22 protein-coding genes are annotated in these 23,670 nt (G+C 41.5%); 15 read left to right on the top strand and 7 right to left on the bottom strand.

Annotation, left to right across the window (positions count from 1 at the left end; genetic code table 11):
* Positions 1-2: 2 nt before the first annotated feature.
* Entirely contained in the window at positions 3-920 is a 918-nt protein-coding gene (gene prpB / locus NSQ70_RS09495) for a methylisocitrate lyase (RefSeq protein ID WP_144679497.1), read from the top strand.
* Positions 921-954: 34 nt separating this feature from the next.
* On the opposite strand, the gene NSQ70_RS09490 is transcribed toward prpB, so the two are convergent.
* Both NSQ70_RS09490 and NSQ70_RS09485 read right to left on the bottom strand, forming a co-directional pair.
* Positions 955-1,617, bottom strand: coding sequence for a lysozyme family protein (locus NSQ70_RS09490; protein ID WP_017359484.1), 663 nt, complete (start codon positions 1,615-1,617; stop codon positions 955-957).
* Between the two features lie 97 nt (positions 1,618-1,714).
* Positions 1,715-3,040, bottom strand: a complete 1,326-nt coding sequence (locus tag NSQ70_RS09485) for an APC family permease (protein WP_342502126.1) — start codon at positions 3,038-3,040, stop codon at positions 1,715-1,717.
* Between the two features lie 187 nt (positions 3,041-3,227).
* On the opposite strand from NSQ70_RS09485, the gene czrA reads away from it, so the two are divergent.
* Positions 3,228-3,557, top strand: coding sequence for a Zn(II)-responsive metalloregulatory transcriptional repressor CzrA (gene czrA / locus NSQ70_RS09480; protein WP_007500691.1), 330 nt, complete (start codon positions 3,228-3,230; stop codon positions 3,555-3,557).
* Positions 3,558-3,592: 35 nt separating this feature from the next.
* Here czrA and NSQ70_RS09475 read toward each other — a convergent pair whose 3' ends face one another.
* Positions 3,593-4,117, bottom strand: a complete 525-nt coding sequence (locus NSQ70_RS09475; protein WP_144665611.1) for a mother cell-specific membrane sporulation protein — start codon at positions 4,115-4,117, stop codon at positions 3,593-3,595.
* 118 nt (positions 4,118-4,235) lie between these two features.
* Between NSQ70_RS09475 and NSQ70_RS09470 the strand changes: the two genes are divergently transcribed.
* The 7 genes from NSQ70_RS09470 (at position 4,236) to NSQ70_RS09440 (ending at position 10,243) form a co-directional block, all read left to right on the top strand.
* Positions 4,236-5,159, top strand: coding sequence for a YafY family protein (locus NSQ70_RS09470; protein ID WP_342502125.1), 924 nt, complete (start codon positions 4,236-4,238; stop codon positions 5,157-5,159).
* A gap of 54 nt (positions 5,160-5,213) precedes the next feature.
* On the top strand, positions 5,214-5,690 hold the full coding sequence (locus NSQ70_RS09465; protein WP_046526860.1) for a GyrI-like domain-containing protein: 477 nt from the start codon (positions 5,214-5,216) through the stop codon (positions 5,688-5,690).
* 38 nt (positions 5,691-5,728) lie between these two features.
* Entirely contained in the window at positions 5,729-6,448 is a 720-nt protein-coding gene (locus tag NSQ70_RS09460) for an MBL fold metallo-hydrolase (RefSeq protein WP_268373094.1), read from the top strand.
* A 3-nt stretch (positions 6,449-6,451) separates the two neighbouring features.
* A complete protein-coding gene (locus NSQ70_RS09455; RefSeq protein ID WP_135009155.1) occupies positions 6,452-7,024 on the top strand; it encodes a TetR/AcrR family transcriptional regulator in 573 nt (190 codons plus the stop codon).
* A 151-nt stretch (positions 7,025-7,175) separates the two neighbouring features.
* Positions 7,176-8,057 carry a hypothetical protein gene (locus NSQ70_RS09450; RefSeq protein ID WP_096881530.1) on the top strand — a complete coding sequence of 294 codons (882 nt, stop codon included), beginning with the start codon at positions 7,176-7,178 and terminating at the stop codon, positions 8,055-8,057.
* Complete coding sequence (locus NSQ70_RS09445) at positions 8,020-8,625, top strand: DUF4166 domain-containing protein (protein ID WP_061419336.1); 606 nt, start codon at positions 8,020-8,022, stop codon at positions 8,623-8,625. The genes NSQ70_RS09450 and NSQ70_RS09445 overlap by 38 nt, the downstream gene beginning before the upstream one ends.
* A complete protein-coding gene (locus tag NSQ70_RS09440; RefSeq protein WP_342502124.1) occupies positions 8,618-10,243 on the top strand; it encodes a YndJ family protein in 1,626 nt (541 codons plus the stop codon). Before NSQ70_RS09445 ends, NSQ70_RS09440 begins: the two co-directional genes overlap by 8 nt.
* On the opposite strand, the gene NSQ70_RS09435 is transcribed toward NSQ70_RS09440, so the two are convergent.
* Positions 10,240-10,719, bottom strand: coding sequence for a hypothetical protein (locus NSQ70_RS09435; protein WP_007500681.1), 480 nt, complete (start codon positions 10,717-10,719; stop codon positions 10,240-10,242). The two genes, NSQ70_RS09440 and NSQ70_RS09435, sit on opposite strands and share 4 nt — an antisense overlap.
* 267 nt (positions 10,720-10,986) lie before the next feature.
* Here NSQ70_RS09435 and csaA point away from each other — a divergent pair, with 267 nt between their 5' ends.
* From csaA to NSQ70_RS09420, 3 genes are all read left to right on the top strand, one after another.
* A complete protein-coding gene (gene csaA / locus NSQ70_RS09430; protein WP_017367427.1) occupies positions 10,987-11,319 on the top strand; it encodes a chaperone CsaA in 333 nt (110 codons plus the stop codon).
* Positions 11,320-11,835: 516 nt separating this feature from the next.
* Positions 11,836-13,227, top strand: coding sequence for an MFS transporter (locus NSQ70_RS09425; protein WP_024718316.1), 1,392 nt, complete (start codon positions 11,836-11,838; stop codon positions 13,225-13,227).
* 25 nt (positions 13,228-13,252) lie between these two features.
* Entirely contained in the window at positions 13,253-14,860 is a 1,608-nt protein-coding gene (locus NSQ70_RS09420; protein ID WP_268431771.1) for a glycoside hydrolase family 43 protein, read from the top strand.
* Positions 14,861-14,906: 46 nt separating this feature from the next.
* Here the strand turns inward: NSQ70_RS09420 and NSQ70_RS09415 are convergent, their stop codons facing one another.
* The gene (locus tag NSQ70_RS09415; RefSeq protein WP_256688441.1) at positions 14,907-16,067 is read right to left on the bottom strand and encodes an ROK family transcriptional regulator; all 1,161 of its coding nucleotides are present in this window, start codon (positions 16,065-16,067) and stop codon (positions 14,907-14,909) included.
* A gap of 213 nt (positions 16,068-16,280) precedes the next feature.
* Between NSQ70_RS09415 and xylA the strand changes: the two genes are divergently transcribed.
* The 3 genes from xylA to NSQ70_RS09400 all read left to right on the top strand — a co-directional run bounded on the left by xylA (position 16,281) and on the right by NSQ70_RS09400 (position 19,926).
* Complete coding sequence (xylA, locus tag NSQ70_RS09410; protein ID WP_024718319.1) at positions 16,281-17,618, top strand: xylose isomerase; 1,338 nt, start codon at positions 16,281-16,283, stop codon at positions 17,616-17,618.
* A 33-nt stretch (positions 17,619-17,651) separates the two neighbouring features.
* A complete protein-coding gene (xylB, locus tag NSQ70_RS09405; RefSeq protein ID WP_342502123.1) occupies positions 17,652-19,145 on the top strand; it encodes a xylulokinase in 1,494 nt (497 codons plus the stop codon).
* Positions 19,146-19,239: 94 nt separating this feature from the next.
* Complete coding sequence (locus NSQ70_RS09400) at positions 19,240-19,926, top strand: glycoside hydrolase family 11 protein (protein ID WP_008346560.1); 687 nt, start codon at positions 19,240-19,242, stop codon at positions 19,924-19,926.
* Positions 19,927-19,972: 46 nt separating this feature from the next.
* Here NSQ70_RS09400 and NSQ70_RS09395 read toward each other — a convergent pair whose 3' ends face one another.
* Entirely contained in the window at positions 19,973-22,012 is a 2,040-nt protein-coding gene (locus NSQ70_RS09395; RefSeq protein ID WP_342502122.1) for a molybdopterin oxidoreductase family protein, read from the bottom strand.
* A 118-nt stretch (positions 22,013-22,130) separates the two neighbouring features.
* Complete coding sequence (locus NSQ70_RS09390; protein WP_342502121.1) at positions 22,131-23,327, bottom strand: cytochrome P450; 1,197 nt, start codon at positions 23,325-23,327, stop codon at positions 22,131-22,133.
* Between the last annotated feature and the right edge of the window lie 343 nt (positions 23,328-23,670).

Raw genomic sequence — 23,670 nt, 5'->3', positions numbered from 1 at the left:
GTGTGTGGATCGTGAATGATGAAGTAAATCAAGCTGACTTAGCCGCAGCTTTTAAAGAGCAAATGCACAAATCCGCTTTATTTCAAATTCCAGGCGTTCACGATGGAATGTCTGCGCTCTATGCGAGGAAAATGGGATTTCAAGGGCTTTATTTATCGGGTGCCGCTTTTTGCGCAAGCAAAGGGCTTCCTGACCTCGGTATGATTCATTCCACTGAAATGGCGGAAAAGGCAAAGGAAATCATTCGAGCTTCTCAGCTGCCTCTTTTAGTTGATATGGATACTGGCTATGGCGGGGTATTAAATGCAGCCAGGGCAGCAAAAGAAATGGTGGAGAGCAAGGTAGCGGCTGTTCAAATTGAAGATCAGCAAATGCCGAAGAAATGCGGACATTTAAACGGAAAATCACTCGTTTCTGTAGAAGACATGATGGCGAAAATCAAAGCGATCAAACAAGCGGCACCTACACTTCTCGTCATCGCAAGAACGGATGCGAAGTCAGTAAACGGGATGGAGGATGTCATTCACCGGGCGAATCTCTATCTAGAAGCAGGAGCAGATGCCATTTTTCCTGAGGCGCTGATCACAGCAGAAGATTTCACGTATGCTTCAAATAATATAAAAGGGCCGCTTCTTGCAAACATGACGGAGTTTGGAAAAACACCTTATTATCATGCAGACGAATTTTCTATGTTTGGCTTTCAAATGGTGATTTATCCAGTGTCATCCCTGAGAGTTGCTGCAAAAGCGTATGAGCGTTTATTTACAGAGATTAAAGAAAAGGGGACGCAACAGGGAATACTGGAGGACATGCAAACGAGAAAAGAGCTATATGAAACGATTCATTATGATGAATATGAAGAAATGGATCAGCATTTAGCCAAAACGATCCTGCCGGAAATCGGGAAAGAGCATTCATAAAATGAAAAGCACTTCCTAAACGGAAGTGCTTTTTTTACGATGATGGTGTGGATGATGAAGCCAATTTCATCTTTTCTTCAACTGTTTTCGTTTTTTCTTTTACTTTTTCAGCATAAGTGAAATCACCGTAGCAATACGGATAGCGGAAGTTGTCTTTGTCGCCCCCGCATGTATAGACTTCAGGGTTTCGCTTCACTTGCTTTTTGGAGTATTGCTTTGCCAATTTTTCGGAATGTTTTCCCCCGTTTTTTGCAACAAAATCAATATAGCCGATTCCCATGTTATAGCTTTGAATAATGGTTTCCAAATCAACGCCTTTTTTCTTCCCATGCTTGTACATGGTCGAAAAATGATGGACTCCTTGTTTAATGCTTTTCTGAGGGTCATTGATTTCATTTCGTTTCAAACCAAGAGATTCAGAGGACTGCATTGGATCTCCGCCTCTACCTTTTGATTCTTGATACATCATACCGAGAATTAACGCGGTATATTGATCTAAATCTTGATCTCTTAACTCTGTTTCTACAAGCGGTTTGTAATCATCCAGTCTCGACAAAACAATTGATTCCGTATCAATCGGCAGCTTTTTTAACTCCTTTTGATTAAAGGAAATGACAATGGCCGCTAATACGCAAACAAACAGAAAAATCGTGAAACAGCCTGAAATGGCAAAACATCCTGTTTTTTTCTTTTTCAAGGTCAGTTCACCCCTGTTTTGCCCCGCTTTTAAAAGGGAAGTACAGCCTTTATATTATGCCATATCCTGCACAGGATACCAAGTGAAAACCTTATATTCAATCATAGCCAAACGTAAATTCTGTTCTTGTTTTCAGTCTATAGCAGAAATAAACAAAACCGATCATGAGCCACACCATGCCGATGATTAATGCATTTGTACTGATGCTTGTTAAGAGCCAAATACAAAAAGCCGTTCCGCAAAGAGGGATGATGGCATACCTCAGTGTGTTTAATACACCTCTTTGTTTTTGTTTGATGAAATAGTAAGCGAAAACAGACAAGTTAACAAACGTAAATCCAATTAATGCCCCGAAGCTGATAAACGAGTAAATGACCTCAAGCTCACCAACAACTGCGGTTAACGAAAAAACACCAATTAATAAAATATTAAATACAGGCGTTTTCAATGTTGGGTGAATATAACCGAAGAAACGCTTTGGTAATGATTGATCTCTTCCCATCGCATACAAGAGTCTTGCGGCACTCGCATGTGATGATAGGGAGGAAGAGATGACAGCGACCATGGTGCCGGCTAAAAAGAATGAGTGGAGAAACGCGCCGCCCACAAATTCTGCAATTTCAAGTGATGCCGCATCTGGATGCTTGAACTGTTGAAAATTTGGAAACACCTGCTGTAAAAAATAAGAGGTAAGGGTAAACAGCACACCTCCAATAGCGACCGTTAAAAATATGGCGAGAGGAATCGTTCTTTTTGGTTTAATTGTTTCCTCAGACATGGTCGAAATCGCATCAAATCCTAGAAAAGAAAAACATAAAATCGTCGCGCCGGAAAAAATAAGGGCGGGATCTAAGCTCGCTGAATAAAACGGACGGGTTGACAGTATCTCTCCCGTGCCTGCATGCTGCGTGAGCCCATAAATAATAAACCCAACAAATGTCACAGCGACAATCACCTGAAAGGTCACAAATAGCGCTGTAATGTTGGCTGTAAGACGTATACCGATCACATTGACAGTCGTTATGGCGATAGCAAGTATGATGATCCAAATGTAATGAGGTACATCAGGAAAGGCTGCGGTTAAATATGCACTTCCGATTGCAAAATTCACCATAGGCAAAAATAAATAGTCCAGCAATAGTGTCCAGCCTACAAGGAAACCGATGTGAGGATGAATACTTTTTTGCGCGTATGTATATGCAGATCCTGCTTTTGGAAAAGCCTTCACCATATTCCCATAGCTAAGCGCTGTCAATAGTAATGCCAGTAAAGTAAAGATATAAGCTGCAGCAACGTGTCCTTTCGTCAGCTGAGCAACAATGCCGTATGAATCAAATACGACAAGTGGGTCCATATAAGCAAGCCCGATCACAACAAGTGGAAAAACAGTCAGGCTGCGTTTTAGTCTTGGCTCTTCAGTCAATTTGCCTATCAGCTCCTCTAAAAAAATGAATAAATAATGCTCATTTTAAAAAGAATGCTACCACGTGTCAATGCTATTTGAATAAATCTTTTTTCAAAAGGTGTGGAAGCTTTGCATGCTACACGTTTTGGTATATGATGATACATAGAATAAGTCGTGAGTTGACTGACAAGAAAGGTGAAGCGAAATGAAGGAAGAACTGAATACAAATCAAGAACAGGAACGGATGGAGCTGGACGAAGAAAGTCTATTTCTTGTCTCCCAAACATTTAAAGCCTTATCTGATCCGACGCGTATTCGTATTCTGCATTTGCTGTCTCAAGGTGAACATTCAGTAAATGATATAGCAGAAACACTAAACCTTATGCAATCAACCGTATCTCATCAGCTGCGCTTTTTAAAAAATCTTCGTCTCGTGAAATCTAGACGAGCAGGGACCTCGATTTTTTACAGTCCTGAAGATCAGCATGTGATGGAAGTGCTTGAACAAATGATACACCATGCACAGCATGATTGAGAAAAAACCTTCCTACTTTTATATAGGAAGGTTTTTTATGCATGATGTACTTGGGTTGATCGTTTATTTGCTTTCATCATTTGATAAGAAAACACAATATAGTAAGCCGCTAGAAGGAAAAAGCTGAGTATTGTCAGCGCATCATCGCTGACAATATGCTGATACAATTCAACGATATCCATTTTGGTGATCGCATGTGTTGTCAGATTGACCGATTTAAATGCAAGCCTAGATAAAAACAAACATAAAATAAAGCTTTCAATCCATTTACTTGTTTTCATATACAGCCGGCCATTTTCTAATTTCATCTGAATCGTCTGATAGGCGTGAATGGCGAGACTGCTCCCGAAGATCATGCCAATGACGGCATAGATAAAAATACTGTGATTTTGCCATCCTTCTGATAAGAGAATAAGGGCAGTGAGACTAAATACATACATTCTCATGAAAAGATTTACCGGGCGCACAAGCTGATAGCGTCTCATTCGATTCATTCGAATGATGATCCAGACGAGCATGACGATCCCGATCATGAACAACTGCCATACGTAATGTGTCATGATGCAACCTCCTCCTGCACAGGCAGGGATGTAAACGAATGCTGGCTGTTACTTATCATTACCATTCTTTCTTTTTTTATCAAATCAAAACCTATATTTATGAAAAAGAGGAAAAGTCATGAAAATTGATCGCATTTTGTCCATTGTGATGATACTGATTAGCAAACGGCAAGTACAGGCGAAAGACCTAGCTGAACTACATGAAGTGAGCGTGAGAACCATATACCGTGACATTGATACGATCAATCAAGCGGGGATTCCAGTTGTCACAAAACAAGGTGCAGGGGGTGGAATTTCACTCGTTGACGACTATCGTCTAGAGAAAAAATTATTCACCGATGATGATATTGAACTGATTTTAACAGCTCTTGAAAGCATTACGAGTGCATACACCTTTAAAGAAAGTGAACATGTACTAAAGAAAATGAAATCCCTGATCCCGCCTCAAAATGAAAAACAGCAACATGTATTTATTGATTTAAGCTCTTGGGGGAAAGACAGCTATTTAGAAAAGAAGCTCCAGCTCATTCATACCGCTGCCACAGCGCATCAATATATCCAGTTCACCTATCGCAATGCAAAAGGCGAAACACTTCCTAGAAAAGTAGAGCCTTATACACTTGTCTTAAAAGGAAGACACTGGTATTTGTATGCGTATTGCTGCGTGAAAAAAGCGTTTCGCCTGTTTAAACTCAAAAGAATGTCAGACCTTATCACGCATTCAGTATCTTTTCTTCCTAAACGAATAAAAAATGAAGAAAAGCCTTGGAATGATTCTTGGCACGAAGAACCTTCCGTCAGTACACTAACGCTCAGGTTGACTGAAGATTCTGTTGGTAAAGTGAAGGAATGGATAGATGAAAATGAATTCACCGTATGTGCAGATGGTACGTATCTTGCCATAATCACGTTGCCTCAGGATGATTGGTTATATAGCTTTCTTTTTTATTTAGGGCCAGATATCGTGATTGTCTCTCCGCCATCCGTTCGGGAAGCGTTTGATCTCAAGTTGAAACAATTTCAAAAACCAAAAGGAACTTGACACTATGTTGTCAGGTTTCTTTTTATATGATGGAAAAAAAGGAGATGAGAATGTATGTACGATATTGTGATTTTACAGAAACAATGGATCAAGGGATTATCAGTTCGAACAACAAATGAAATGGAGCAAACAAACGAGCGGAAGATTGCACCGCTTTGGCAGCAATTTTTCACGCAGCAGCTTCGCGGAGGACATGCGCCAGTCATAGGGCTGTATTCAGATTATGAAAAGGATGAAAATGGCGCTTATTTGTTCACAGCGGGGCAATTGGTTGACCAGCAGCTAGCACAAGATGCAAAAGAGATTCCAGGCTCCACCTACGCAAGATTTCAAACGAGAAAGGGCCCGATTGAAGAGGTTGTGTTTGAAACATGGCAGCAGATTTGGAGTTGGGATCAGCGTTATTTGCGAACATATACTGGCGATTTTGAATGGTACGACGAACGATCGATTGATCCAAAAGAAGCGCAAATTGATATTTATATTGCTGTCGATGAAAAAATAGTTGCTAAAACTAATGATATTAGTTAATATAAAACTAACGATATTAGTTTTAGGGGGAAAACAAGATGAGATTGACAACATTTGACCGTTTGCACCAGCTTACATTAATGCCGCGTATTTTTCCGGTAAATTGTTATGTATTTGAGGAAGAGAATGAACTCATCTTAATTGATGCAGCTTTGAAAATGGCAGCAAGCTCGATAATTGAATTTGCACATCAATTAAACAAACCCATTAACAAAATTATTCTGACTCATAGTCATATGGATCATATTGGCGCACTAGATGAAGTGAAAAAGGCTTTTCCAGAGGCAGTTGTTTATTTATCGAAACGAGATGCTCGCCTATTTGCTGGCGATTTCTCTTTACTTCCTGGTGAGCCAGAGAAAAAAGTCAAAGGCAGTTTTTCAAAAGACATTCACACAAAACCAGACGTGCTTGTTGAAGAAGGGGACGAGATTGGGCCCCTGAAAGTCATTGCCACACCAGGACATACACCAGGAAGCATCTCTTTATACGATGAAAAGTCAGGGGTTGTCATTGCGGGTGATGCAGTTGTGACAAAAGGCGGTTTATTTGTAACGGGTGAGTTTCGCTTCACCTTCCCATTCCCGGCTTTTGCCACTTGGGATGCAGAAACAGCACTAAAAAGCGCTGAAAAATTACTGGCACTTCCCTTGTCTTGTCTCGCAGCAGGGCATGGTGATCTCATCATAGAGCCTGAGGCAAAGCTCAGAGCCGCTATCGAAAAAAGGAAGCAGCAGCTACAAAAGGGGGGACAGTAAGCCATGTCTCCAAGAATGGGTATCACACAAGAAAAAATTGTTGAATCTGCCATCGAATTTGTCGATGAAGAGGGCTTTTCCGCTTTGACCATTGCTACATTGTCCAAACGGCTTAACATCAGACCACCATCTCTTTACAACCATATATCCGGTCTTCATGAAATACAGGCAGCTCTTGCTGTCAAGGGGCTGACAATGCTTTGTGAGGCCGGCAAACAAGTAACAGCGGGGCTGGAAAAAGAAGACGCTGTTTTAGCATTTGCAAGACAATATGTTCAATTTGTCCGTCAGCATCCCGGTCTTTATGAGGCTGCTTTTTCACATATGAATGAAAAAGAAGTCAGTGTGGCTGCAGAGAATCTTGCTGATTTTGTCCAATCCATCATGTCTCGTTTTGGTGTAAAAGAAGAGGACATGACGCATGTCGTCAGAGGGCTCAGAAGCTTACTGCACGGCTTTGGAGATATTTCAAACAAAAAAGGATTTCAACGGAAAGAACAGCTTGAAGATAGTGTGAGCTATGCGGTCCGTCTTTATATTGCAGGCATCAAAGAGCAAGAAGATCTGTCCTATTGACAGGTCTTTTTTATGTATCGAACCGATATGATGAAGGAGATGTAAACAAATCAAAACATTTTTTGGGCAAAAAACCAATAAAGATTTGACAGTTTTGTGAAACATGGTATGCTTATTATGTGAAATAATTCACATAGAGGAGTAGAGGCAGATGAAAAGAAAGCCTGTTTATGTGGAAACAACCATTCAAGCACCTATTGAAAAAGTATGGGAGTATACGCAAAATCCAAAGCTTCATGAACAATGGGATTTGCGATTTTCGACCATTTCATTAAATGGACCTAGTGATGAACAGCCCCAATCCTTTTTGTATGAGAAACACCTTGGATTCGGCATTAGTGTAACTGGGACAGGAGCGTATCGAACGAGCGTGAAGGATGAGCGTCATGAAAGAGCATCCTCACTTCAATTTAAATCGGCACACCCTTTGTCTTTCATCAAAGAAGGCGGAGGGTATTGGAAATACATGAAAACGAATGATCACATTGTGTTTCAAACGCAATTTGATTATGAAACAAAGGAAGGAAAAGGGTGGAAATGGGCAGACCGTTTGTTTTTTCGACCAATGATGGGGTTTATGACTGCCTTTAGCTTTGGCGCATTAAAGACGTGGCTTGAAAAGGGCACGCATCCCCGGTTGCTGCTAGAGAGAACACTTGCCCATTATGGCATTTGTTTGTTGTTTGCTATCGTCTGGTTATGTCAAGCGATCATTCCTTTTTCACCTTCTGCTTTTGATCATAGCACCGGATTTCGTTTGTTTTATGCGCTATTAGGTGTATCATGGCTCATGCCTAAACTGCCAAAGAAATATATATTCATCCTTCAAAGCATCTTTCTGCTGCTGATGCTTGGTATAGGGATTTTATCGCCAGAAACGACTCTGCACGAGCCGCTGGTGCTGAGTGCATTTTTCATTTTATCCGTTGCAGGAATGATTAATTTAAAAGATTGTGTAGATGTGTTTTCGATCAAACGAAAAAGGGGAGGTAGACATGGTCGTTCATCATCATCAAGTAAAGGACTACGATAAGCTGCATCCAACATTAAAAGAACGTTATAACCGCGCGTTTACGGCCGAAGGTATCATGGAGGAAATAGGAGGCGGGACAAAGCTCATCCGATTGTTATTCAAAATCGGTCCATTGTTTCGCTGTTTTTTTCCTGAAAGAGGGCGAAATATTCCCTTCCAAATTGTGAACAAGCCTTTTACGACAAGTAAGGGAGAAGAAGGGATGCACTGGTTTCGAACGTTCTATTTTCCTGAAAAGGAAAGACATTTTGATGCAGATATGATCATTGATCAGAAGAGCCATCAAGTACTAGACTACTTTGGAAAACCTAGGCTTCTTGTGTCAGAGCTTCATTTTACAGTCACGGAAAAAGGGTTCTTGCACATTCAATCAGGTAAGCAAAAGTTTTTGCTGTTTGGGCGGGAGTGGCCGCTCCCTTCTTGGCTTTATGGTGAATCTGATGTAACAGAAGGGTACGATGAGCGTGCAGGTGAGTATACGATTGATGTTCAAGTGAAAAATCGCCTTTTTGGCACTCTTTTTACTTATAAGGGCCGGTTTACGGAAAGGGTGTCACCTCATGAATAAATGGCATTTGATGTGTAGCATCGTGTTGATGTCCTGCTTTCTCGTTACACGTTTGACGACAGCTCCCATACCAGAATTTTTTGTTCTCATCGCGATTTTATTTTTTCTTCCCGCTTTCTTACACTTTTTTTATCAGGAAGAGAAGAAACGGCAGCAGAAGGGGCTGATCGGTTTCATAATGAAAGCCTTTCCAGTAGCAGCTCTATGTGCAACAGGCGCATTCATCTATCATTCTCTTTGGCTTGCATTGGGATGGCTTTTCTTTACAATGATTCTGGCTTTATTTGGTTTCACCCGTTTGCTGAAAAGAGGGGCCCATCCGCTTCATGAGCTGATGATCGATGGCGCATGTATGTATATCGCTCTAGGTGGGCTTTGGTTCTGGCTGTACATAGCAGATATACAAGTGATGACATTTTCACCGATGATTGTACTTTTGACCGCTATTCATTTTCATTACTCGGCTTTTTTTATCCCTATCTTTTATGGATTATTGGGGAGGCAGCGGAAAAAAGAGACGACGCTATACAAAGTGGGCGGCTGGGTTATTTTACTGTCGCCAGTGATGATTGCTGTTGGAATCAGCTATTCTCGCCTGTTTGATACGTTCAGCGTCATTTTGTATGTGATCGCACTTTATTTGTATGGAATTTTGTGTATGACAACTTCTTTTCGTTCAACTGTCGCAAAAGGGTTCGTTGTGTTTTCTAGCATCATGTTAATGGGAACGATCGTCCTATCATTCCTTTATTCTGCCGGAATGCTTTTACATGTTACCTACATCAGCATGGATCAAATGATTTGGTTTCATGGCAGTATCAATGCAAGTTTGGTTATTTTACCAGGCCTCATTGGATGGTTGATTGAAAGACCAGCTGAACGATTGAAACAGAAGGATTTTCCGGTATCGAGAGTTCACGGTCGTTTTCAGGTCATGTCTTTTCAACATGACGACATGCAGCATGATGAGAAGATTGGTTTAGTCGATTCTCTTGACCAATTAAATGGAAAGGCATTTTCAGCAGAGTGTGTGTCACCTGTTATTCGCAGATTTTATGAGGACCCGATGTCCTTTAGGTTAAAAGCAGCCGTCTGTTTTCATTGGTGGGTAAGGCCGTTTGTCTTTTTGCTTCAACCTGTTTTTAGACAAATAGGACAGCTCTATTTAGGGTCATCACGAATGCCATATGAAATGCCGGGGAGTCTTTCAAGATTTCAACATCCTCTTGAAGAAAGGAAGAATGTACGTGTGTGGATCAGGCGCAATGAGAAAGGCGAGCAAGTCTTTTATGCGCTCTATGCTCAGCACCATGATGAAGAGACAGTCTATATGAATATTGCTTTGCCGCTTCCTTTTTCACAGCTTACGGCTATTTTAAAACCTTTGAATGAAAAGGAAGATTTTCTATTAAAAAGTAAAAGTCCAAATGGCAGTACGGGTGATGAAGGATTGTATTTGCATACGTCTTTCATCACCATGAAACTGCCAATGGAAGAAAGCTTTCATATGAAACCGGAGACGGAAAAAAGTCTCACAGCAATTCATCAAATGAAGCTATTCGGTATTCCTTTTTTAACGATTCAGTATCAAATCGACAGTGAAAGCCACTCATCTTAATCAATGATGTCGCATGGTTCACCGTGACGAATGATGTTCACAATCGCTTGCCCATCACTCGGATGATGATCTGCATACTGTACTGGCAGTAAAGCAAAAAATACATAGTAGACTGAGAAGTAAGCAAATTGATAGAAAAATTGATGTTCTGGCAGGAAATCGTTGGCGATCATTGTGTTCAATATGAGAACACTGAGCAGGTTGCATAATGATCCGCCTAAGTAGACAAGAATGTGTGAGAAACGGTTATTTCTCCTCATTTCTTCATAGTGGCAAAATGCATCTAGAAAATAGATTCTTCTAATTTCAACGACGCCTATTTTCAATACTTTTTTGCCTCTGCCAAGCGCAAACGAAACCTTTGCTCCAAACAGCCAGGCGACTACAATATGGCCCAGCTGATGCAAGATGGCAACGATAGGAAGAATGACGAAAAACGACCAGCAAAACGTCCACATATCTGATAATGTAAACAAGTGTTAACCCTCCCCGAAATATTCGAGAGGAAGCAGTAGGATTATTTGCCATTTTACCGAATTCATTTTCATGATGCAAATATTTAATAGACTACTATAAAATCATTATGTAAACTAAAAAGGATTTTCAATGAATAGGCTTTTTAACTCTTTCTTTTAGAAGAGTAGGGTGTGCTACAATAAAGAAATTAGTGGAAGACAAGTGGTCATCTAGCAGAAGAAAAATGTGAGCTTTTTTATGAAAGATTGAAAGGGAGAGAGATTCTAATGGCAGATATTGAACAGTTTTTAGCGTTAGACATTCGTGTTGGGACGATAGTAGAAGCAGAATTTTTTGCAGAAGCAAGAGTGCCTGCTTTCAAGCTGAAGATTGACTTTGGGGATGAGATTGGCATAAAACAATCTAGTGCACAGCTGACAAAACGTTATCAGGCTGAGAATCTCACTGGGAAACAAATTATTGCAGTGGTCAATTTCCCGCCAAGAAGAATTGCCGGGTTTAAATCAGAGGTGCTTGTCTTAGGAGGCATGCCGTCAAAAGAAGACGTTGTCCTGCTTGCCACTGATGAGCCGGTTGAAAATGGCACCAAAATAGGGTAAGAAAAAAGACATCTTCATCAGAAGATGTCTTTTGCGTATTGAGGCGGAATAACCACACGCCACATTCGTGTGTGTCTCAAAGAGACGTGTTACCCGACTTACACAATTCAGCTCATCGCTTGATTAATATAGCATGGGATTGGTGTGAATGCAACCATTATTTGAGTTCTCTTTGTTTTGGAAGATAAAAAGAAGGTTCATATCCTCATATCATAGAAAAAATGACAAGAAATCAATTATTTGGATTATTTTTTCAAAAAATATTGAAAAGTCAGATCATATTTTATAAAATGAATTCATCTTAGTTTGTTTAATCGATAAACTAAGATGGCGATCATCTATTGATCTATTGTGTAAAGCGAATGATTTGCTGCTATGTGGGCTAAGCTGAAAGAAAGAGATGTTCAGCTTCATTTTTACAACGGATTGAAAGCGCTTTATTTTCGACCTATTGATTGCTGCTGCCCTGCACCATCTGTCCGTTAGAAGAGGCTAAGTGAAGAAGGGAGAAAACTCATGGTGAGTGAGAATTTAAAGAAGATTCGTATGTCTGAAAAAGTGGGGTATGCTTCAGGAGATTTCGCATGTAATTTAATTTATGCAACTGTCTCTACGTATCTATTATTTTTTTATACGGATGTCTATGGATTATCAGCAGCAGCAGCAGGGACAATGTTTTTGGTGGTTCGGGCCATCGATGCGCTTGCAGATCCGTTTATTGGGGCGATGGTTGACCGAACGAACAGCCGTTTTGGCCGGTTTAGACCTTATTTGTTATTTGGTGCGTTACCTTTTGCCGTTCTTGCCATTCTTTGTTTTACGACACCGGATTTTTCCGAAATGGGAAAACTCATTTATGCGTACATCACGTATGTTGGTTTATCACTTACATACACGTTCATCAATGTTCCTTATGGTGCTTTAACTTCCGCAATGACAAGAAATAACCAAGAGGTCGTCAGTATTACGTCTGTTCGTATGCTTTTTGCAAATCTCGGTGGGTTAGTTGTTGCTTTTTTTGTTCCGTTTCTTGCGACGTTTTTGAGTGATACAACAGGAAATACAGCACTTGGCTGGCAGATCACGATGGCATTTCTCGGTGTACTTGGGGGCGGATTATTGATTTTCTGTTTTAAAAGTACGAATGAGCGCGTCACGCTTCAAAAGCCAGAGGAAAAGATCAAGTTCAGTGATCTCTTTGTCCAGTTACGAGTGAATCGTCCGCTTGTTGTGTTAAGCATTTTCTTTATCATTATCTTTGGTGTGAACTCGATCAGCAACTCAGTCGGGATCTATTATGTGACGTATAACCTAGGCAGAGAAGATTTAGTGAAGTGGTACGGCCTGATTGGCAGTCTGCCAGCTTTAATGGTGTTGCCGTTTATTCCTAAGCTGCACAAGTTGTTAGGAAAGAAAAAGCTGCTGAATTATTCATTATTGCTGAATATTGTTGGCCTTCTTGCATTACTTGTGATCCCGCCGAGTCAAATCACTTTAATACTTGTTTTCAGGCTCGTTGCGGCTGCAGGGAGTATTACAGCAGGTGCTTACATGTGGGCACTCATTCCTGAAACCGTTGAATATGGTGAATATAAAACAGGGAAAAGAATGGGTGGACTGATCTACGCAGTGATTGGCTTCTTCTTTAAATTTGGGATGGCCTTAGGCGGCATCGTTCCAGGGCTTGTCCTTGACCGATTTGGTTATATTGCAAACCAAGTGCAAACACCAGAAGCTTTACTGGGCATTTTAATCACGACAACGGTGATTCCTGTATGCTTACTAATTTTAGCGATGGTTGATATTAATTTTTATAACCTAGATGAAGAAAAACATAAAAAAGTCGTACGAGAGCTTGAGAATAGAGACAAGGTGTATATCGATCATATGGACGACTTTAAAATGTAGTTCTCTGAAAGAGGAGGAAGTTCAATTGAAGATTACTAATCCAGTGCTCAAAGGGTTTAACCCTGACCCAAGTATTTGCCGTGCGGGAGAGGATTATTACATGGCGGTTTCTACATTTGAATGGTTCCCGGGGGTGCAAATTTATCATTCGAAGGATCTCGTCCATTGGCGGCTCGTCGCGCGTCCCTTGCAAAAAACTTCTCAACTCGATATGAAAGGAAATCCTGATTCCGGCGGGGTTTGGGCGCCGTGTTTAAGTTATGCGGATGGTCAGTTTTGGCTCATCTATTCAGATATTAAAGTAGTAGATGGTCCGTTTAAGGATGGTCATAATTATTTGGTCACAGCTGACGAAGTAGATGGCGAGTGGAGCGATCCGGTTCGGCTCAATAGTTCTGGGTTTGATCCTTCCTTGTTCCATGATCCAAGCGGAAAGAAATACGTGTTGAATATGCTGTGGGACCATCGAGAAAAACATCACTCCTTTGCAGGTATAGCCTTGCAGGAATATAGTGTATCTGAAAAAAAACTGGTCGGTGAGCGGAAGGTCATTTTTAAAGGCACGCCAATCAAACTGACAGAAGCCCCACATCTTTATTACATCAATGATGTCTATTATTTATTAACAGCTGAAGGGGGAACACGTTACGAACATGCAGCCACAATCGCCCGTTCCTCGCGTATTGATGGGCCGTACGAGGTTCATCCTGACAACCCAATTTTAACGGCTTTTCATGCGCCTAGCCATCCACTACAAAAATGCGGGCATGCTTCCATTGTACAAACGCATACAAATGAATGGTATATGGCTCATCTGACTGGCCGCCCAATTCATTCAAGGAAGGAATCCATTTTTCAGCAAAGAGGCTGGTGCCCTTTAGGAAGAGAGACAGCCATACAAAAGCTTGAATGGAAAGATGGCTGGCCGTATGTGGTAGGCGGAAAAGAGGGGCTCCTAGAGGTTGAAGCGCCTGCGATGAGCGTAAAAGAGTTCTCTCCAACCTATCACATTGTCGATGAATTTAAAGATTCATCGTTAAATAGACATTTTCAAACATTAAGAATCCCATTTACGGATCAGATTGGTTCAGTGACGGAAAATCCTCATCATTTAAGGCTGTATGGGCAGGAATCTTTAACGTCTAAATTTACCCAAGCGTTTGTTGCGAGGCGCTGGCAAAGCTTTTATTTTGAAGCAGAGACAGCGGTTTCCTTCTTTCCGAAAAACTTTCAGCAAGCGGCAGGTCTTGTGAATTATTATAATACGGAAAATTGGACTGCACTTCAGGTGACTTATGACGAGGCGCTTGGCCGTATCCTTGAGTTATCTGTGTGTGAAAATCTGGCCTTTTCTCAGCCGCTAATTAAAAAAATCATTATCCCAGACGAGATTCCGTATGTGTATTTAAAAGTGACTGTTCAGAGAGAGACGTACACGTATTCTTATTCTTTTGATCAACAAGAGTGGGAAAAAATAGATGTACCGCTTGAATCGACCCATTTATCAGATGATTTTATTCGAGGAGGGGGGTTCTTTACAGGGGCTTTTGTCGGAATGCAGTGCCAAGACACAAGCGGCGAACGTCTGCCTGCCGATTTTAAGTATTTTCGATACGAAGAAACAACTGAATAAAAAAAGACAACACTCTAAAGGCTGTCTCTCTTTAACATGTATTCCATTATGGTGAAGGCGTGACATCACGCAAAAAAGCTTCAGTGACAAGAGATGTCATCCCTAAGGCTGGTGCGTTTTGTCCTAATGACGAAGGGAGCAGCTCCACCCGTGAGCTGAATTGTGCATCCATTCTAGAGGATACTTCATCTTGAATGACACTTAGAACGGCCTGCTCAGATTCAATGACCTTGTTTCGTAAAATAACGGCTTGTGGGTTGAAGGTATGCAGAACGTTTGTGAGACCTACCCCAATGTAAAAGCCAAAGTTACGCAAGGCATTGAGTGTCTTCATATCATTTAACTTCGCCAGCCGCTCAATATCTTGATAGGTGAATGGCTGACCATCTGTTTGGAGCGATTGGAACAGTGCCTTCTCAGATGCATACAGTTCCCAGCAACCACGATTTCCGCAGCTACATGTCGGTCCATTAAAGTCGATCGTCATATGTCCCATTTCACCAGAAAAACCGTTCGTGCCTCTATATAAATGATGATTGATAATGATGCCTATTCCAATACCAGTGCCGATACTTGCATAGATCAGATGGTCATAATGTTTAGCAGCACCGAAGATTTTTTCACCGTACGCACCGGCATTTGCTTCATTCTCGATAAAAACCGGTACTTGGAATGTGTCTTGGAGACTTGTTTTCAGATCGACATTTTTCCATTTTGAATGAGGCGTAAACACAATTTGTTCATCTGCATCGACCAGACCTGGTATACAAATCCCTATACCAATCAGCCCGTATGGAGAAGAAGGAATGTGTGAACGTAACTGCTGAATCAATTCAATTAAAATACGGACGGTCACATCAGGTGTGCTGGATGGGAGCTTGAGCTGCTCATCATGAATAATCGACCCTTCAAGGTCTGTTAAAATGCCGTTGATATAATCAACACCGACATCAATGCCGATAGAGTAACCTGCACGTTTATTAAACATGAGAAGCACGGGTCTTCTTCCGCCGCTAGATTCGCCTTGACCGATTTCATAAACAAGATGTTCTTTCATTAATGTACTCACTTGAGAAGAAACGGTCGATTTATTTAACCCAGTGCGTTCAGATAATTTTGCTCTGGAAATTGGTGCATGGTGCAGAATTTCGTTTAGCAATAGCTTTTGATTTATTTTTTTCACAAAGTTCTGATCCGCAATATCCATTGTATCCACTCCATTTGTTTCGTCTTTAGATTAAGTGAAGAAAAGCCACTTTTTATCGTGTTCATTCTCTATAAAACATGCTTTTCATTTTATTATAACGAAAATATTTCTAAAAAACTAAAAAATATGGAAAATTCAAAGAGATTAGTTGGTAAACTCGTTCATTCGTTTGTTGAATCAACTTACTAAGTGAATATATAGGGGGAATCACTTATGGTCAAATCAAATATGACTTCGTTAAGTAGTTTACAGGGGATTGGCAACATTCAATATGAAGGAAAACATTCAAAGAACCCATTCGCATTTAAATATTATAATCCGAGCGAAATGATTGGCGGAAAGACAATGAAAGACCACCTGCGATTTTCCGTCGCTTATTGGCATACACTGACTGCTGATGGAACAGACATGTTTGGAACTGGCACGATGAAAAGGGCCTGGGATTCTTATAGTGGAATGGATTTGGCGAAAGCTAGATTGGAAGTGGCTTTTCAGCTCTTTGATCTATTGGATGTTCCGTATTTTTCATTCCATGACCGTGATATTGCACCAGAGGGCGACACGCTTCAAGAGACCAATCAGCAGTTAGACATCATCATAGAAAGAATGAAAGATTACATGCAGCAAAGCGGGGTTCGGCTTCTATGGAACACGGCTAATATGTTTAAGCATCCAAGATTTGTTCACGGTGCAGCCACATCCTGTCATGCAGATGTATTTGCCTATGCAGCTGCACAAGTGAAAAAGGGCATCGAAACAGCAAAGGAACTCGGCGCAGAAAATTATGTTTTCTGGGGAGGACGAGAAGGTTACGACACACTACTGAATACAGATATGAAAAGAGAGCTTGACCATTTGGCGACCTTTTTGCATATGGCGGTCGATTATGCAAAAGAAATTGGATTTACAGGTCAATTTTTAATTGAGCCAAAGCCGAAGGAACCGACAACTCATCAATATGATACGGATGCAGCGACATCGATCGCCTTTTTAAAACAATATGGATTGGATACACACTTTAAATTAAATATCGAGGCCAATCATGCGACATTAGCGGGTCATACGTTTGAACATGAGCTGCGTGTAGCAAGAATTCATGGACTGCTCGGTTCCGTTGATGCCAACCAAGGAAACTCCCTTCTAGGCTGGGACACAGATGAATTCCCAACGGATTTATATGCCACAACACTCGCCATGTATGAAATTTTGCAAAATGGCGGACTTGGAACAGGCGGTCTCAATTTTGATGCAAAAGTCAGAAGAGCCTCCTTTGAACTGGAAGATCTTCTGTATGCCCATATTGCGGGGATGGATGCATTCGCAAAAGGGCTGCGGGTGGCTCATAGACTCATAGAAGACCGTGTGTTTGAAGATGTGATCAAGCACCGGTACCGTAGTTTTTCTGAAGGAATTGGGCGGGAGATTTCAGAAGGAACGGCAAACTTTCATACATTAGAAGAATATGCACTGAAACATCCGCTCATCAGAAACGAATCTGGCAGAGAGGAACAGCTGAAAGCCAGATTGAATCAATATTTGTTAGAAGATTAATGGAGCGGGCTGATGTTTTGAAGGAGTGAACACATGAAGTATGTGATGGGAATTGATCTTGGAACGAGCGGAGTCAAAGTGATATTAGTAGATGAGAGCGGGAAGGTATGCTGCGAGACGACTAAATCTTACCGCCTCATTCAAAGCAAACCAGGTTATTGCGAGCAAAATCCTGAAGACTGGGTAGAGCAGACGATGGCCGCGATGACAGAACTTATGGAGAGAAGGCCTGTTCAGTCAATGCAGGTAGAAGGCATCAGTTTTTCTGGACAAATGCACGGACTTGTTTTATTGGATGAATCCCTTCAGGTGCTCAGGCCTCCCATCTTGTGGAATGACACAAGAACAACATCGCAATGCGGGCGCATGACAGAAAAGCTAGGAGGCAGGCTGCAAGCGATCACAAAAAATCAGGCGTTAGAAGGGTTTACACTGCCAAAGTTGTTATGGGTAAAGGAACATGAACCAGAAATTGATCAACGAATCCATTTGTTTTTACTTCCAAAAGATTATGTCAGATATCGATTAACCGGCGCTATTCATATGGACTATTCTGATGCGGCTGGTACGTTACTGTTGGATATTGGAGAACAAGCATGGAGTCAGGAGCTTTGTCAAACCTTTGATATTCCGATTCGTATTTGCCCGCCGCTCGTTTCATCGGAGGCGGAGGTTGGAACACTTTTGCCGCAGATCGCAAAGGAAACCGGGATGACAGAAGAGGCGAAGGTTTTTGCAGGTGGAGCGGATAATGCTTGCGGTGCCATTGGTGCCGGCATTTTATCATCAGGTCACACACTATGCAGCATTGGCACATCAGGTGTCATTCTTTCCTATGAAGAAAATCATAACAGAGAGCTGAATGGAAACTTGCATTTATTCCATCATGCCAAAAAAGACGCTTTTTATACAATGGGAGTCACTTTATCAGCAGGTTATAGCCTCGATTGGATTAAATCTTTACTTGCTCCAAATGATTCGTTTAAAGCCCTTTTAGCCGGAGCAAAGGATATAGCGCCTGGCGCAAATGGATTGCTGTTTACGCCATATTTAGTTGGGGAAAGAACGCCTCATGCAGATTCAGTCATTCGTGGAAGCTTCATTGGATTAGACAGCCGGCATGAAAAAGCGCATATGGTTAGAGCTGTGCTCGAAGGAATCACTTTTTCATTAAATGAATCGATCGCTTTATTCAGGCAGGCCGGAAAAAGAATAGATGCTATTGTGTCCATTGGTGGAGGTGCGAGAAGTCATACATGGCTTCAAATGCAGGCAGATATTTTTCAAGCTAAGGTGATTCAGCTTGAAAATGAGCAAGGGCCTGCGTTAGGTGCAGCGATGCTTGCAGCAGTTGGATGCGGCTGGTACCAGTCACTTGAGGCGTGCGCGGATCAGTTTATCCATCAAGCAGCCGTATTTACACCAAATCAACAGCATGTCGATGTATATGATCATCTCTTTCGTTTGTATCAAAGCATTTATACAAACACAAGAGACATTCATGCGGGTCTAGCACAGTATCGATAATCTAGTAGTGAGTGGGGGCATGAAAGGAGGTGATGAATTCGTTTCATCTTAGAGATAACAGAATCAAAAGGATGAAAAAGGAGAGGAATGGAAGATGAATTTGAGAAAATTAAGACTGTTGTTTGTGATGTGTATTGGACTGACGCTTATACTGACGGCTGTACCAGCCCATGCGAGAACCATTACGAATAATGAAATGGGTAACCATAGCGGGTACGATTATGAATTATGGAAGGATTATGGAAACACCTCGATGACACTCAATAACGGCGGGGCATTTAGTGCAGGCTGGAACAATATCGGAAATGCTTTATTTCGAAAAGGAAAAAAGTTTGATTCCACTAGAACTCACCATCAACTTGGCAACATCTCCATCAATTACAACGCAAGCTTTAACCCAGTCGGGAATTCCTATTTATGTGTCTATGGCTGGACACAATCTCCATTAGCAGAATACTACATTGTTGATTCATGGGGCACATATCGTCCAACAGGCACACATAAAGGAACATTTTATGCTGACGGGGGCACATATGACATTTATGAAACAACCCGTGTCAATCAGCCTTCCATTATCGGAATCGCAACCTTCAAGCAATATTGGAGTGTACGTCAAACGAAACGTACAAGCGGAACGGTCTCCGTCAGTGCGCATTTTAAAAAATGGGAAAGCTTAGGGATGCCAATGGGGAAAATGTATGAAACGGCATTTACTGTAGAAGGCTACCAAAGCAGCGGAAGTGCAAATGTGATGACCAATCAGCTGTTTATTGGCAACTAAAAAAGTCAAAGAAAAGAGCCGGGAGCAAAACGCCTGGCTCTTTCTATCATAATTTTTCAACTTCGACTCTGCCGGAAAAGAACGTCGCACCACCGCCCATATCTGCCAAACGATCAGGTGTGAGGCCATTCACCAAATGTTTTTTGCCTTTTTGGTCTGCCCATAATCCCTGACTGACAACAACACCAGATAACACATTTTGTCCGACTGACACGATGAGCTCGCATTCTCCTCGATCATTCAGCACACGAACCATGTCCCCATCTTCAATCTGTCTTTCTTTTGCATCTTGTTCATTCATATGAAGCTTCGGAAATTTCTCAAGCTTTTGATGCTTCTCATGAAGAGAGAAGGTGGAATTAAGAAAATTATGGTTTGGTCCCGGTATAAACGTTAGTGGATAATCACTTTCCTTGAATAAAGGTACATAGGTTGGGAGGGCTGGATATCCATCTTTTTTCATTTGTTCAGAGTAAAGCTCAATTTTCCCGCTTGGGGTAGGGAGCTTTAAATCTTCGAAAGGCCCTCGTTTTGCTTTGATCCACTTTTTCTCTTTTAACGCTTGATATGAAATGTTTTCATAGTACGGATTTTCAGGATGATGAAGAGCTTGTTCCATTAGTTCCGCATCTGTGTCTTTAAAGGCTTCATCTTCAAAGCCCATCGCATGAGCCAAAAGACGAAACACTTCTGTGTTTGATTTGCTTTCTCCATAACGTTCTATAACAGGTTCTTGAATTTGAATGTAATGATGCCAGTAAGAAGTATAAAAATCCTCATTTTCAAAGGCAGAGGTCGCTGGCAGAACAATATCCGCATAAGTGGCTGTCTCTGTCATGAACAAGTCATGGACAACCGTAAATAAGTCTTCCCGCATTAAACCGTCTCTTACTTTATTTGCTTCAGGTGTCACAACAGCCGGGTTGCAAGAGTAGACAAAAAGAGAATCAATAGAAGGTTCTGCGTTCGTTAGCACGCTGCCTAGCTGATTCATATTAAATGTTCTAGGCTCGCGTTCCTTTAATAATTCCGGCCGCTGAAGAGCGATTTCATTATAACTAAGAAAAGAAGAGTTCGATTTCATCGCACCGCCGCCTTTGTGCAACCATTGACCGGTGAGGGCGGGGAGGCAGGAGATGGTTCGAATACTCATACCGCCATTATCGTGATGCTGTAGCCCATTGCCAATACGAATGAGAGACGGCGATGTCTCTGCGTACATTCTCGCAAGTGTGATGATGTCTTCTTTCGGGACACCCGTGATCTGTTCAACCGTTTCTGGATCGTACTGCTTCACATGCTCGCGAAGTTCATTGTGACCGACCGTGTAAGTCTCTAAAAATGACGTATCTGTGAGGTTTTCTTTAAAAAGGACATGCATGATCCCAAGAGCTAGCGCACTGTCAGTGCCAGGGCGAAGCGGAACGAACCAATCTGCCATCCGGCCCGTTTGGTTTTTGTGTACATCAATGACGACAATTTTAGCCCCTTGCTTTCGAGCTTTTTGTGCCAACGTGATTTGATGCATATTGGTTGAAACCGCATTGATGCCCCAAAAGATAAATAGTTTCGTATGAATGGTCTCTTCTGGGTCTGTCCCGATGCTTGCGCCCATTGTATATTTATAGCCAGTTGTTCCGGCTGACTGACAAATGGTTCGGTCTAGCTGACTTGAGCCAAGTCGATAGAAAAAGCGGCGGTCCATTCCTTCTGCATTGAGATTTCCCATATTCCCATAGAAGCTGTAAGGCAAAATGCTTTCTGGTCCTTTTTCTTCGATCAGTTTTGTCCATTTTTGACGAATGGTTTCAATCGCTTCTTCCCACGTAATTGGAGCAAACTGCCGGTCACCTTTTTGACCTACACGTTTTAATGGTGTTGTCAGACGTTTTTCATCATATAAACGAGCTGTGACATTCCGCACTTTATTGCAAATGTTTCCTTGAGTGACTGGATGATCTGGATCTCCTTGAACTTTAACGATCTTTCCGTTCTCTTTATGTATTAAAAGACCGCACTGATCAGGGCAATCTAACGAACAAACTGATTTGAATATTCCGTCTTTCATTGCTGTGTAATCGGTCATACGTTTAGCTTCCTTTCCGAATTCCGTGATCACTGTACATATGGATTTTATTTTAGCATGTTCAGACGAGGAAGGTAAGGATAAGCATATGAAAAAAAGCCCCTAATGAAAGGGACTTTTAAAAACGGGTGACCTGCACAGGGAATTCTTTGACCCCAAACACAAACGTGCTTTGAATCGGTTTCAGCTGATCTGCCGCACAGGTGATTTCTCGAAACGTACGGAGTAAAATCTCAAGTGCTAGATGAGCCTCAAGCCGGGCGAGAGGGGCACCAAGACAAAAATGGATGCCGAAGCCAAAGCTCAAATGTGGATTTGATTTTCTGTCAAGACGAAACGTATCTGGATCGTCAAACTTCCGTTCATCACGATTCGCAGATGCCACCCAGCTGATAAGATAGTCTCCTTTTTCAATGTGAGAACCGGCAATCTGAACATCCTCTGCTGCAACTCGCCCAATCGCTTGAACAGGCGGATAATAGCGCAGCGTTTCTTCTGTCAATTGAGGAATGAGAGACAGGTCTTGCCGCACTGATTCGGCGATATGCGGCTGCTCTGTTAAAAGTCGTACGGCATTTGTGATTAAATTCGTTGTTGTTTCATTACCAGCAACGAGTAAGAGTATACAAAAGCCAAGCAGTTCATTTTCTGATAAACGCTCACCGTCAATTTCCGCTTGGATGAGAAGAGAGATTAAATCATTGGCTGGCATTTCTTTTCGTTTTTGGATCAAATGAGCAAAGTACTCTGACAGCTCTTTTTCTGCTTGTTTTTGCATGTCGACAACGGCTTGAACAGCTTCTTTTGAATCATCTTTGGCTCCTGCAACTAGAGCATCTGAATGTTTTTTGATCAGCTCTCTGTCTTTCACTTCTGCACCGAGAAGCTCGGCGATGATCATGACAGGTAGGGGAGCGGCCAGATCTTGCACAATATCGAAGGTCCGTTGATCCTTTACTTGATGTAATAGATCATGGGTCAAGTCTTTGATCTTTTCTTCTATTTGTTTGATCGCTTTTGGCGTGAAGGCTTTATTGACGAGTGCTCTCATTTTGGTATGTTTTGGAGGGTCCATTGTTAAAATACTCGTTTTAGATGTGCTTCTTCCTCGCTGTGATGAAAACACTTTTGGCTGCTTCAGAACGGACTGAATATCAGCATATCGAAAAAGATCCCAGCACTTTCTCGTTTCATCGTATCGAATATCACCCTGCGATCGTAATTCATTGTAAATAGGGAATGGGAAAAGAAGGTCATCAGTAGATCGGATTTCTTTCATTGGGATGACATTGACGTAATTTTCTTTTACTTTCATTATGAACGCTCCTTTTTCTCTTGATTCCCTTTCACGGTATCACCACGAAAAACGCATTTCAACGGACATGTTTTCTAAAATATGTCAATAGTCTAATCGAAAGATTCAAACACATTCTTCCTATAGGAAAATAGAAAGTCATCAAAATGATAGCGCTTTCTAAAAACTAGAATTGAAGTCACCGAAACCAAAAATAAAATGGTGAATTCAGTCGAACGAAAGGGTACTATGGTTCAAATCTGTATAGTTCTTTTGATCTAAATTGATGATTTTAAAAAACACGGCTAACATACATACCGCAAGCTGTTCAGCGTGTATTCGGGACTTTTGAAAAGCGCTGGCT

It is taken from the genome of Bacillus sp. FSL R5-0397 (assembly GCF_038593395.1).
Classification (GTDB): Bacteria; Bacillota; Bacilli; order Bacillales; family Bacillaceae; genus Bacillus; species Bacillus altitudinis.
The sequence above is the reverse complement of the archived record's forward strand: the minus strand, read 5'-3'. Positions and strand labels throughout refer to the sequence as shown.